General features: G+C 43.2%; 11 protein-coding genes. 3 read left to right on the top strand and 8 right to left on the bottom strand.

Annotated elements, in window-relative coordinates:
- The first annotated feature begins 27 nt into the window (after positions 1-27).
- Positions 28-2,307, top strand: a complete 2,280-nt coding sequence (gene metE / locus BM232_RS04515; RefSeq protein WP_091711990.1) for a 5-methyltetrahydropteroyltriglutamate--homocysteine S-methyltransferase — start codon at positions 28-30, stop codon at positions 2,305-2,307.
- 36 nt (positions 2,308-2,343) lie between these two features.
- Here the strand turns inward: metE and BM232_RS04510 are convergent, their stop codons facing one another.
- Positions 2,344-3,264: a LysR family transcriptional regulator gene (locus tag BM232_RS04510; protein ID WP_091711989.1), complete on the bottom strand. Its 921-nt coding sequence runs from the start codon at positions 3,262-3,264 to the stop codon at positions 2,344-2,346.
- A gap of 128 nt (positions 3,265-3,392) precedes the next feature.
- Between BM232_RS04510 and BM232_RS04505 the strand changes: the two genes are divergently transcribed.
- Positions 3,393-3,632 (top strand): DUF2798 domain-containing protein, encoded by a 240-nt coding sequence (locus BM232_RS04505; RefSeq protein ID WP_218153296.1) that lies wholly within the window; start codon positions 3,393-3,395, stop codon positions 3,630-3,632.
- A gap of 86 nt (positions 3,633-3,718) precedes the next feature.
- On the opposite strand, the gene BM232_RS04500 is transcribed toward BM232_RS04505, so the two are convergent.
- From BM232_RS04500 to BM232_RS04480, 5 genes are all read right to left on the bottom strand, one after another.
- Positions 3,719-4,585, bottom strand: a complete 867-nt coding sequence (locus tag BM232_RS04500; RefSeq protein WP_091711988.1) for a DNA ligase — start codon at positions 4,583-4,585, stop codon at positions 3,719-3,721.
- 71 nt (positions 4,586-4,656) lie between these two features.
- Positions 4,657-5,343, bottom strand: a complete 687-nt coding sequence (locus tag BM232_RS04495; RefSeq protein WP_091711987.1) for a (5-formylfuran-3-yl)methyl phosphate synthase — start codon at positions 5,341-5,343, stop codon at positions 4,657-4,659.
- Positions 5,333-5,911, bottom strand: a complete 579-nt coding sequence (locus tag BM232_RS04490; protein ID WP_091711986.1) for a DUF447 domain-containing protein — start codon at positions 5,909-5,911, stop codon at positions 5,333-5,335. The genes BM232_RS04495 and BM232_RS04490 overlap by 11 nt, the downstream gene beginning before the upstream one ends.
- Positions 5,911-7,455: a DUF6513 domain-containing protein gene (locus tag BM232_RS04485; protein WP_091711985.1), complete on the bottom strand. Its 1,545-nt coding sequence runs from the start codon at positions 7,453-7,455 to the stop codon at positions 5,911-5,913. The genes BM232_RS04490 and BM232_RS04485 overlap by 1 nt, the downstream gene beginning before the upstream one ends.
- A 7-nt stretch (positions 7,456-7,462) precedes the next feature.
- Positions 7,463-8,011: a flavoprotein gene (locus BM232_RS04480; RefSeq protein ID WP_091711984.1), complete on the bottom strand. Its 549-nt coding sequence runs from the start codon at positions 8,009-8,011 to the stop codon at positions 7,463-7,465.
- Between the two features lie 140 nt (positions 8,012-8,151).
- Here BM232_RS04480 and BM232_RS04475 point away from each other — a divergent pair, with 140 nt between their 5' ends.
- Entirely contained in the window at positions 8,152-9,465 is a 1,314-nt protein-coding gene (locus BM232_RS04475; protein ID WP_091711983.1) for an NAD(P)/FAD-dependent oxidoreductase, read from the top strand.
- Positions 9,466-9,526: 61 nt separating this feature from the next.
- On the opposite strand, the gene BM232_RS04470 is transcribed toward BM232_RS04475, so the two are convergent.
- A complete protein-coding gene (locus BM232_RS04470; protein ID WP_091711982.1) occupies positions 9,527-10,090 on the bottom strand; it encodes a cytochrome b in 564 nt (187 codons plus the stop codon).
- A gap of 88 nt (positions 10,091-10,178) precedes the next feature.
- Positions 10,179-12,599, bottom strand: a complete 2,421-nt coding sequence (gene gyrB / locus BM232_RS04465) for a DNA topoisomerase (ATP-hydrolyzing) subunit B (RefSeq protein WP_091711981.1) — start codon at positions 12,597-12,599, stop codon at positions 10,179-10,181.
- Positions 12,600-12,638: the final 39 nt, after the last annotated feature.

The raw sequence follows: 12,638 nt of genomic DNA, 5'->3' as shown, positions 1-12,638 counted from the left end.
GGCCCGATATTTGTAAAGGAGCACAAAATGGTAAAAACACATAATCTGGGTTTCCCCCGTATTGGGAAAAAGCGTGAATTAAAATTTGCTTTGGAAGCCTACTGGCGTGGCGAGATAAGCCTGGTTGATCTGGAAAGCCAGGCTGCTGAGTTAAGAAAACAACACTGGAATAGTCAAAAAAAACTGGATTTCAGCCCCGTCGGTGACTTTTCATTTTACGACCATGTACTGGATACCAGTTTGCTGGTAGGAAACTTGCCACGACGTTCGCAAAGTGAACTCTCCGAGCTGGATCAATACTTTCAAGCTGCTCGTGGTCAGACCAGTAAAACTGTTGAACAAACGCCTGTAGCAGCTGCAGAAATGACCAAATGGTTCGATACCAACTATCACTACCTCGTCCCTGAATTTGAGGCAGACACGACGTTTGAATTGCATGCAGCGCGCTTATTGTCATATGTGCGTGAAGCAAAACAACAGGGCGTCAACACTAAACCGGTTTTACTCGGCCCCGTCAGCTATTTATGGTTAGGTAAAAGCAAAGATGACAGCAACAAACTTGACCTGCTACCTAAACTCTTAGCTGTGTATGAATATCTATTAAATCTATTGGCAGAAGAAGATATTGAGTGGGTTCAAATCGATGAACCGATCCTCGTTACGGAGCTCGATAAGAAGTGGAAGCATGCTCTTAACCAGACCTATTTTGCTTTGAACAAAGCACCGGTTAAAGTATTGCTGACCACCTATTTCGGCAGCCTGAAAGAAAATCTGCAACTTGCCTGTGAGTTACCAACGGCAGGACTACATATTGACGCCATTAATGCACAAGATGAAGTCATTAAAGTAGTCGACTGGTTGCCACCGCATAAAGTGTTATCCCTTGGCATTATCAATGGCAGAAATATCTGGAAGACCGACCTAAACAACACACTGGACTGGCTTGAGCCTGTTTATGTGCGCCTTCAGCAACGTCTGTGGTTGGCACCATCCTGTTCCCTGTTGCATGTACCAGTAGATTTAAACAGCGAAACAGACTTGGATACTGAAGTGAAAGATTGGCTGGCATTTGCTGTACAGAAGCTTGATGAACTGGCCATTGTCGCCACCGCACTGAATCAAGGCCGTGATGCTGTTACAAGTGAACTAGCTGCAAATGCCAAATCCATTGTTAACCGTCAACGCTCTACACGAGTTCATCGCAGCGATATTCAACAACGTGTTCTCTCGGTGACCGAGAGCATGGCAAACCGTCAGAAACCTTATGTTGAACGCGCCAAATTACAACGTGCTAGGGCCAACTTACCCTTGTATCCCACCACAACCATTGGCTCATTTCCACAAACCACAGATATTCGCCAAACACGGCAATTATTCCGTAAAGGTGAGCTGGACTTTACTGCTTATCAAGCCAAGATGCATGAACAAATACAACTGGCGATTGAAGAACAGGAAAAAGTAGGACTGGATGTGTTGGTGCATGGCGAAGCAGAACGAAATGATATGGTTGAATACTTTGGTGAACAACTTGACGGTTATATCTTTAGTCGTTTTGGCTGGGTGCAATCTTACGGATCACGTTGTGTAAAACCCCCGATCATCTTTGGTGATATTGCTCGTCCAAATGCCATGACGGTCGACTGGATTAACTACGCTCAATCACTGACCAGTAAGCCTGTAAAAGGTATGTTAACCGGACCAGTCACCATGCTGAACTGGTCATTTGTACGTGATGATCAGCCTCGTTCAGAGACCTGTCTACAACTGGCACTGGCTATTCGCGATGAAGTGGAAGATCTGGAACAATCCGGCGTTACAATTATTCAAATCGACGAAGCGGCATTACGTGAAGGATTACCTCTGCGTCGTGCTGAATGGCAGAACTACCTTGATTGGGCCGTGCGTTGTTTCCGTATCACCGCCAATGGTGTAGCGAATGAAACGCAAATCCATACCCATATGTGCTATTCCGAGTTTAACGACATCATTGAATCAATTGCTGCGATGGATGCTGACGTCATCACCATTGAAACCTCACGCTCTGATATGGAACTACTGGACGTATTCAATGCATTTGCCTATCCCAATGAGATCGGCCCTGGTGTGTATGACATCCATACGCCGAATATTCCAGAAGTCGAATATATGAAAAGCTTGATGGAAAAAGCTGCTCAGCGTATTCCGGCTGAACGCTTATGGGTTAACCCTGACTGTGGCCTGAAAACTCGCCAATGGGCAGAAGTGAAACCCGCGTTAGAAGCAATGGTAGAAGCAGCCAGAGAGTTACGCCAGCGGCAAGCAGCGTAAATAATACATGGAGTAGGGTTAACTCTACTCCATTTTTTATACCCAATTCGTGGGTAAGTTCTGATGCAAAAAGTCTTGAAAAACCCGTACTTTTAGTGTTTTAGCAAAACGATCAGCCACACAAAAATAATAGTCTAATGGCTCTGGCTCACCATGAAGCTCTGAATGACTTCCCTCCTCAAATAAAGGAATAAGCCTGCCTTCTGCCACATGTTGAGTCACAACAAAAGCAGCAATTCTGGCGATACCACCTCCTGCAAGAGTGATATTCGCTAGCATATCGATATCATCACACACCATGGCTGTTCTTACTTCAGGCTGAAAGCGTTGTCCATGCCGTAAAAAAGACCATCCCACAATTTTTTCATCAACAGGTATCTTAAATAGCAAACATCTATGCTGACGTAATTCAGCGATAGAATCCGGGATACCGTTTTTATCCAGATACGCCGGTGAAGCACAGTAAACCAGTGGAACCGTGGTGAGCCTGTTCGCCACCAGACGTTCATCTAACTGCTCACGTATTCTGATGCTGACATCAATACCCTCCTGTCGATGATCAACATGTCTGTCACTGGCAATAAGTTCTATACTCAGCTCCGGATACTGTTCATAAAATGCCGGAAGCAGGGGAGCCAAAACATGTCGTGCAAATGCTGCTGAGCAGGCTATTTTCAGCTTTCCAGATACCTTACCTTCTACAAATGAAACAGCCTCAGCTGCCAACTCCATCTCCTGTAATAAACCCTTAACACGCTGGTAATACACCTCACCTGTATCGGTTAATGCCAAACTTCTTGTTGTTCTGGTCAACAATCGTGTTCCAAGTGCTGACTCTAGACGTGCAATATTCTGGCTGACGGCTGCGGCACTGATGCCAAGTCTTCTCGATGCTGCGGCCAGACTTCCCAGCTCAACAGATCTGACAAAACTCTCAACTCCACGCATTGTGTCCATTTGTACTTTCCCAAAAACAACAATAAAAAATTAATAAGCTTAGCTTAATAATATAATTAGTTTATATGGGCTACAAACTTAACAATAGCAAGACTAAACTTCTCACATCGCTTAAGAGGAGTTAGTTAGTGAATACAAAAAAATTACCCGTAAAACTCACATCGTATGTTTTTGCGCTTTATATGGCAGGAATTATGGCCATGTTGATGTGCTTAATTATTACTGGCGTTAATCAGGGGTTTTCTTCGCACTACATCAGTGATGCTATGAATGCTTATAAAATTGCGATGCCTGCCGCCTTTATTTGTATTCTTATTGTTAGACCTATTGTGGCTTTTCTGGTGAAAAAAACCGTGCATATGGCCTAGCAGTTATATCAAGCTTAACCATATCTGGTTGAGCTTGTACTGCTGTGAAGAAACTAAAAACTCAAACACCTTAAACAGAAACAGATTTAATCCAGAGCGGTCTCTCGGACACGTAGAAACCGGGCAAACCGAGGTAAGCCGGTTTTAGTAAAACCCTGATAACGATAGGTGATCACGCTGCCAATGGGAGGTGGGTTAATACGGTCTTGATCTGATAAACCACTACCGATCGAAAAGACTTGGCCTTGCTGATTTTTAACACGTAATGCACCTAGCTGATTAGTGTATTTACCTTTGCCAGGCAAGTGAGCAATAACGGTGGCTTCGGCATCTTCGTAAGGTTTAAATTTTAATAAAGCCTGCGTTCTTCCGCCCTGATGTTTAGCTGAGGCCAGATGTAAAATCAGACCTTCTGCGCCTTGTTCTATCTTATCTTGTAACAGGTCTTGTAAAGCCGTATTGCTTGCCAGCCGATATTGTTTAACAGGTTTAATATGTGGCAGATTTAGTTTTGTGATTAAGCTTGTGTAGTTTTGATAACGTTTCTCAAAAGGCAGTTCAGGATCAGGCATATCGAATACCCGATAGCTCACTTTTTGCCAAGCTTCATCATCCGGTATTTGTGTTCTGATGATGCCACTGAGCCGTGCAAAGTCTTGATGTTTAGTCCACAACTCACCATCCAGCCACACATCAGGAAGGGGAGCAGTAAACCAGTCTGGGGCATTGATAATATTGCCGCTACGGGTCAGGAGTTGTTTACCTGTCCAGATAGCCCGTACACCATCGAATTTTTCACTGACGAGATAGGCCGATACAGGCTCGGCCGTGTCTGGCTTATACACACTGGCCAGTTGCACGGGTGGCATAGTCTGAGCAGCATGAATTGGCCCATTAAGACTAAGCAGGGTGAAAATTAAAACAACAGTGATATAACACTTTATAAGTTGCATGTTTGCCTCCTTGCGATTTAATAAATGTTTATTACTTTGGCATCCTGCCAATAAGCGTGGTGTTTCGCAGTTTAATCTAATGCTGATGCAACGGTTTTGGCTAAGGTGACTGAAAGCGATTCATTTCGTTTACGATCAGGACAGAGGGCACTGCGAAAGCCCAGATAGTCAGGTTGTAATTCGCGCAAGCTGGCAATATCCTCAATGCGCAAGGCGCCTGCCAAGCCGCACAAGCTTTGTGCGTTTTTCACTGTGTTTACAAATTCTGTCAGTGCATCAACTGACCATAAATCCAATAAAGAACGGCCATTTTTTTCTGCGGTATCAATCATCACACCACTAAAACCTGCTTTTAATACCTGTGTTATTACATCTGTTTCGTAATCACGATCTGCAAACAGCACAGCAATCACTGGCGTGTTAAGTTTTTGGATAACTGGCGTTAATGCATGCAGGCAAGCAGCTTGTTCATCACCACCGAATAAGCCTATTTTTACATAATCCACACCCGTTCCAGCCATCTTCATAATAGCTGGCTCAATAGCTTCGAGCTGCATAGGCAAATCACCAATCGTCGCGCTGGTTAAACAACGTCCAGACGCCCAATTAACGATGTCTTCCACCACATCAAGAGGTAAAGCCCCCAATGCACCATGTGACGGCTGTTTCATATCAAGAATATCTGGCAGGCAATCGTTCAGGTTTTGCGCTTCTTCCAACGATTGCACACTGGCAAGCCATTTTGTTTTATTCGACATTGATACCTGCTTGTTTAACCTTTTCCATTAACCAGCCCCACGCTTCCCACTCGCGTTCACCTGCGGTTTTTTCCATACCGATGGTTAAATAGTTAATTTCATCGCGAATTTTTTGTTCTGGCAACATCGATAAACGACTGACCAGTATCGCGGCTTCAATCACAGCGCTTTGTGCACGGTTATAACCACGAAATAAACCATGTTGCTGTTCATGCACAACAACGCCATAAAAACAGGCGCGCGGGTCATCGTCATCAACATCCTGAACTGTAATTTCACTGTGGCTTAGCGCATCTGTTAAATAGAGTCCATCTATCTTTTTACATGATGAAGCTGGCCACTGGCGGTGCCCTGTTAATGCCCCTGCATACACGCGTACATCATCCGTGTAATTAATACTACAGGCGCGATGACGCATTAAATTATTATAAGTTGTTGATGGTTTAAATGGCTTTATTTGAAAGTAACCATTTACTTCACTAATACCCATTGGTGCATGATGTGCCGAGCCATCTGCATTTTTTGTGGTGACAATAACTTCATGAATCTTTGCTTTTAGCCGTGCCACTAGGGCGCTCCTTTTTTCTTTTTCTTGGGTTCTGCCGTACCACAGGCTGTACGTGGTTTTTTTACTTTTGGGGTTTGTTCATCACGCACTACTTTTTTCATATTGTCTCGCGGAGTATCGACTGCATCAGCCGTACCGCAGATACGTTCTTTCTTGGTTTTTTTCATGGTGGTACCTTCCACCTTTTGCTCTGTTAAATCTTCTTCAGCCTGATCAACCGCACAACCCCACTGCAGGTCTTCATCTTGGGTATAACGCTTACCCAGTTGCCAGGCTACTTCGGCCCGGGCCAGTTCAACACCAAGATAAAACGCATGACCGGGATCGTTCTCAACTTTTAGATGAGGATAGAACTCAAACGGATCAATATCTTGCACGATACCGTCACGATTGAACATAAAAATGCCTTCTTTTGCGACTTTTATCCGGTAGTTTGGGTCACGGATCGTTTCGGCTAATGCATGAATTTCATCAGCCGTATCTGTAAATGGGCGTCGTTCGTGTGATACCAGCAAGTCACCCGTAAAATCTCTTGGCAAACTATTATCTTGTTTAGCCGCATACATCATTCGTCTGGCCACATCCGCTTCACGAATAGCCCGACGTGCATGAGGACTAACTTCTGTGGCTAATACACAGTTAATATTTAACTCAGAGATCATGCCGAACAACATGGCATTGATCCCCGTGGTATCAGCATCAGTTAATTCTGTCAGATTACCCACACCCATCATGATAGGTGCATCAGGGTATTTCCTGCGTAATTCATGGTAACGCACTATAGAATCAGTTAAGCCAAAATGAATAGGATCCAGAATCGGATCTGCCACCCATGGCTTGCCAATTTTATCCATAGCTTCCATGGCCCGTTCTAGTGAGGCAAGCGATCCAGACTCAGCTGGAACTAGAATAGGAATTGCATCCGTTTCTTTAGCAAGGTCGATGGTTTTTTCTGTCAGGCTCAGCAAATAGTCGGCACCAGCGCCGGCTGCACGCTGCAAATCATCAAGTGATAGTGAGTCCACACTTACTTTAAAACCTTCACCATGTAGAGCAGAAATTGCTTCTTCCATCAATGGAAATTTTTCTTCCGGCAAGCAGCCAATATCAATAACATCAGCCCCTTGACTGGCGTAATAACGTGCACGATCTAACAAACTTTCGATAGAGCGTTCAGGCGCATCGACGATTTCAGCAAATATTTTGACTGCATATTGACTCAGATCTGGCTTTTTACGTGCTTTACCAAACTGCATCGGTAAGTCTTTTATTTCGTCTGGGCCACGCGTTATCTTAATGCCCAGTTCCTGACTCAACGTCTCTAAATCTCCTCGACATCGACCAGGCACGATGATTTGATCAAAACCTTCATAATCTTCAGGCTTGAGTCGTCGGCCTATCATCTTATCTGTCATCAATGCTGCCACTGACACACCTATCTGATGTACATGATATTCAAACGGAAGGGGAGCCATTTCTTGCAACACTTTGTGCACACTGGGCTCTGCCAGTTTGCCGGTAAGAAACAGTATTTTTTCAGACATGCTGGGCTCAGCCCACCTCTGTCAGACGCGTTTTTAAAGCAGCAAACAGTTGATCAGCATCATCTACCACTGTCGTTGCTTCGAAGGTTTTTAGCTTTTTTGTGTGCTCAAGATCAATTCTGCGTGGCCAAACACGAACGATTCTATCTGGGGCTGGCGTATCAATTTCAGGCTCGCTATCGCAAGCCAATACGATACTTGGGATTTGGCACTTACCGGCCTGAGCAAAAATGTTTGTCACTAAGGTATCAGAAATGCCTAATACCATTTTAGCCACTGTATTTGATGTGGCAGGTGCTACGACCAAACTATGGTAGTCACCTCGATAGAACAGACCGACAGGTGGCGCACTAGCCGCTCTATCACGATATACGCGCCCTTCAGGTACGAGAGATTTTGGGTCATAACCATACATTCTGACGACCTCTTCGCCTGCACGACTATAGAACAAGTCCACATCGTCTAATTCCCGGACAATTTCCAGACACTCTTTCAGGTAATGTCCTGAGCCAGTAACAGCCCAAGCCAGACGAGGTTTTTCAGGCCTTGCTTGCATTTCATTTCTCTATGAATAATTTAAGATGTAAATTTTGCCAGACTAAACGGATATAGTAAAAATAAGATAGGTTTTATAGGGTTTTTTACGTTAAAATCGATAACTCATTGTAATTTTGCGTCAGATTGGAGCCTTTGCGAATGTCTAACAGTATTCCAAAAATTGTGGTTGTCGGTGGTGGAGCGGGTGGCCTTGAATTAGTCACTAAACTCGGCAAAAAACTGGGTAAAAGGGGCAAGGCTGAAATCACGCTTGTCGATAATACGCACACACACATCTGGAAACCGCTTCTTCATGAAGTTGCAGCAGGTACACTGGATTCTCATGAAGACGAAATTGAATACCTGAGTCAGGCAAATGCTAGCGGTTTCCGTTTCCGTCTAGGAAAAATGGATGGGCTCGACAGAAACCGTAAAACAATATCTCTTGCACCGACTATCAACCAAGATGGTGTTGAAATTATTCCTCGTCGTGAATTTGAATATGATTATCTTGTGATATCTGTTGGAAGCGTCAGCCATGACTTTGGGATAAAAGGTGTAAAAGATCATTGTTTATTTCTGGATACCACGAAACAAGCTGAGTCTTTCCAGAATAAATTATTAGAGGCTTATCTACGTGCCCATACACAAGGTAAACCTCTCGACGAAGGGCAGCTGAATATCGCGATTGTAGGCGCCGGCGCCACAGGTATCGAGCTAAGTGCTCAGTTACACGAGGTTTCTCACCTATTAACGGCTTATGGTCTTGATGAGGTGCAACCGCATGATGTGAAAATTAGCATCATTGAAGCCGCAACCCGTGTTTTACCAGGCTTACCTGAAAACTTATCAGACGCAACCACTAATGAACTGACAAAACTTGGGGTTGATGTGCTTACTGGTGAGCGTGTTGTTGAAGTTAACGATAAAGCTATATTCACAGAGAGCGGTAAAACTATTCCCGCATCAATAAAAGTCTGGGCAGCTGGTATTAAAGCACCTGAGTTCCTGAAAGATATAGCTGGCCTTGAAACAAACTGGATGAATCAGCTTGTCGTCAGACAAACGCTACAAACAACGCTCGATGATGATATTTATGCGATTGGTGATTGCTGTGCTTGTAAATGGCAAGGACATGATGAAAATGTCCCACCTCGCGCACAAGCGGCCCATCAGATGGCATCCGTTGTTTATAAGTCAATACGCAACCGTATGGCAGGCAAAGTCCCTCCTGAGTTTGAATACCATGATTATGGTTCGCTGGTTTCTCTTGGCAAGTACAGCACTGTTGGTAATCTCATGGGTAATCTCAGTAAAGGCAGTATGATGATTGAGGGCTTTATGGCCCGTATTATGTACCTGTCTCTGTATAAGATGCATCAAGTTGCATTATTTGGAATGTTCCGTGTCGCGATGTTGTCTTTATCACACATATTCAGACGCAGTGTGCACCCTAAGATCAAACTTCACTAAGCTTTACTCGCTATATAAAAAAGGCCCTTAAAAGGGCCTTTTTTATAAATATATCCGTCAATCATTTCCTGGCAAACAAAGACATTCGCTGATTAATGTCATTCCCATTTATCCGATGTTTTATCGCTGCACCGATGTGAATCAGCAATACGGCGATTAAGGTAAATGCCAAGACCTCATGTATTTCACTAAAATATTCTCTCATGTCAGGATCTGCTTCGGCTAACCTCGGTAAAACCATCCCCCACAACTTTGTATCGTATTTGCTATACATTGACTGTAGGTAACCTGTTAATGGCATCGTAATCATCAATACATACAAGAGCCCATGAACGCCGCCAGAAAGCCGCTGTTGCCACGAAGGAATATAAGAGGGCAGTTGTGGTGCTTTATGTGCCAATCGCCATGCTACGCGCAATACAATAAGAGCAGCGACACTTATACCAAGTGACTTGTGCAACAGAAACCAAAATGCTCGTACACTTTCCTGGCCAGGCGGCAGTTCCCATTCTTTGGGAAGCTGAACCATATAAAGTCCAATCGCTATCATCGCTAATATCGCTACAGCGATTAGCCAATGCAAGATCCGCTGTACCAGGTCATACTGATTTTCAGTTTCAGACATACATTTTCCTTCACATTCTTTTTATGCATAAAAAAGTCACACAACCTACCGGCTGTATGACTTGTTTAATCAGGAAAGATTCCTGGATTTAGATATCCAGATTTGATACCTGTAATGCATGTGTTTCAATAAACTCTCTACGCGGTTCAACATTATCACCCATTAGCGTGTTAAATGTTTCATCGGCCGCGATAGCATCATTAATTCTCACCTGCAGCAGGCGTCGCTTACTCTTATCCATTGTAGTTTCCCACAATTGATCTGGATTCATCTCTCCCAGACCTTTATAGCGTTGAACATGTTGTCCTCGTCTGGCTTCAGCTAATAACCAATTGACTGCTTGTGAGAAATAACTGACATCTTGTTGTCTATCACCACGTTCAACGCGGGCACCGTCACCAAATAAACCATTGATTTTATTGGAAAATGCAAGGATTTTCTGGTATTCGGTACTATCAAAGAATTCACCAGGCACATGATAATCTGTGCTGATGCCATGTCTGCTATAACTGATATTAATCATACCGACCGGATCATTTTCCTGACGTTTGATACTCAATTTAAATTGTGTACCTGTTGGCAGGCCTTTGTTTAAAGCAACTTCGATATTGGCTAACCATTCATTAATCGCTGCATCGTCATTCATATCTGGAATTTGTGGCTGATACACTAATTTATCCAGGAAAGCAGGGTAATAGTGATTAGACAATCTACCAATGATTGAATTGACCGTTTGATATTCCGTAACTAATAAGCCCAGAGCTGTGCCTTCGATTGCTTGAGCAGTTTCAGCCGGATACAGTTTTGCATTCGTTAACGCTACTTCTGTCAGATAACGCTCCATCTCCGCATCATCTTTTACGTAACGTTCTTGTTTACCTTTTTTAATTTTATATAAAGGTGGTTGTGCGATATAAACATGACCACGCTCTATTAACTCAGGCATTTGACGATAAAAGAATGTTAAAAGAAGTGTACGAATATGGGAGCCGTCAACGTCAGCATCCGTCATAATAATGATATGGTGATATCTGAGCTTTTCAGGATCATATTCATCACGACCAATTCCGCAGCCTAGAGCAGTAATTAATGTTCCTACTTCTGCAGAGCTGATCATCTTGTCGAAACGTGCTCTTTCTACGTTAAGAATTTTTCCTTTCAGCGGTAATATAGCCTGTGTACGGCGATCACGGCCTTGTTTAGCACTACCACCCGCTGAGTCCCCTTCCACTAAAAATAGCTCAGAAAGGGCAGGGTCTCTTTCCTGACAATCGGCTAATTTACCAGGAAGACCAGCAATATCCAGAACACCTTTTCTTCTAGTTAATTCTCTAGCTTTTCTTGCTGCATCCCTTGCCCGAGCCGCGTCAATCATTTTATTAGCAATCAACTTCGCATCTGTTGGATTTTCAATCAAGAAATCATGGAAGAACTCATTCACATAAGATTCGACAATTGTTCTTACTTCTGACGAAACCAATTTATCTTTAGTTTGTGAGCTGAATTTTGGATCAGGCACTTTAACAGATAAAACCGCTGTTAAGCCTTCACGGGCATCATCACCGCTAGTAGTGACTTTAGATTTTTTCGCTAACCCTTCACTTTCAATATATTGATTTAAGGTTCTTGTCAGAGCAGCACGAAAACCAGCTAAATGGGTACCGCCATCACGTTGTGGAATATTGTTTGTAAAGCAGTAGATATTTTCCTGATAGGAGTCATTCCACTGCATCGATAGTTCAACTGTTACATCATCACGCATACCTGAAATCTTGATGATGTTTTCATGTATGAGATCTTTATTTTTATTCAAATGCTGAACGAATGCGGTGATACCACCTTCATAAAAAAACGTTTCTGTTTTCTCATTACGCTCATCGGTCAAAACGATTTTGACACCAGAGTTTAGGAAGGCGAGTTCACGGATACGTTTTGCAAGAATGTTGTAATCAAACGTAACATTAGTAAAGGTTTCTTCGCTTGGCCAGAACTGAATTTTTGTCCCTGTGATGTCTGTATCAGAAACATCTGTTAATGGGGCATCCGGTACACCATGAGTATAGGTTTGTTTGTACACTCGATCATTACGATGAATTTCCATCGCTAATTTTTTCGATAAAGCATTAACGACTGATACGCCTACACCGTGCAAACCACCTGAAACTTTGTATGAGTTATCATCAAATTTACCCCCCGCATGGAGTACCGTCATGATAACTTCTGCAGCTGAAACACCTTCTTCTTCATGAATATCGACAGGAATACCACGTCCATTATCAATTACTGATACGGAATCATCTGGGTGAATTCGAACCTGGATCTCACTACAATGACCAGCTAATGCTTCGTCAATTGCATTATCTAAAACTTCAAAAACCATATGATGCAAACCAGTACCATCATCAGTATCACCGATGTACATGCCAGGTCTTTTTCTAACTGCATCAAGTCCTTTAAGAACTTTTATATTTGTAGAATCGTATGTGTTGTTGTTTTTTTCCGTTGTCATAATCAAACTATTCCTGGCCAGAAGGAGGATGTGCTGAAT

The organism is Methylophaga sulfidovorans, assembly GCF_900114205.1.
Classification (GTDB): Bacteria; Pseudomonadota; Gammaproteobacteria; order Nitrosococcales; family Methylophagaceae; genus Methylophaga; species Methylophaga sulfidovorans.
Note: the sequence above shows the minus strand (reverse complement) of the source record. Positions and strands in the feature narration are given on the sequence as shown.

Bases quoted from the DNA above. Each gene is read 5' to 3' on its own strand.
- metE (WP_091711990.1), top strand. From the start codon at position 28: ATGGTAAAAACACATAATCTGGGTTTCCCCCGTATTGGGAAAAAGCGT.
- BM232_RS04510 (WP_091711989.1), bottom strand. From the start codon at position 3,264: ATGGACACAATGCGTGGAGTTGAGAGTTTTGTCAGATCTGTTGAGCTG.
- BM232_RS04500 (WP_091711988.1), bottom strand. From the start codon at position 4,585: ATGCAACTTATAAAGTGTTATATCACTGTTGTTTTAATTTTCACCCTG.
- BM232_RS04495 (WP_091711987.1), bottom strand. From the start codon at position 5,343: ATGTCGAATAAAACAAAATGGCTTGCCAGTGTGCAATCGTTGGAAGAA.
- BM232_RS04485 (WP_091711985.1), bottom strand. From the start codon at position 7,455: ATGTCTGAAAAAATACTGTTTCTTACCGGCAAACTGGCAGAGCCCAGT.
- BM232_RS04480 (WP_091711984.1), bottom strand. From the start codon at position 8,011: ATGCAAGCAAGGCCTGAAAAACCTCGTCTGGCTTGGGCTGTTACTGGC.
- BM232_RS04475 (WP_091711983.1), top strand. From the start codon at position 8,152: ATGTCTAACAGTATTCCAAAAATTGTGGTTGTCGGTGGTGGAGCGGGT.
- BM232_RS04470 (WP_091711982.1), bottom strand. From the start codon at position 10,090: ATGTCTGAAACTGAAAATCAGTATGACCTGGTACAGCGGATCTTGCAT.
- gyrB (WP_091711981.1), bottom strand. From the start codon at position 12,599: ATGACAACGGAAAAAAACAACAACACATACGATTCTACAAATATAAAA.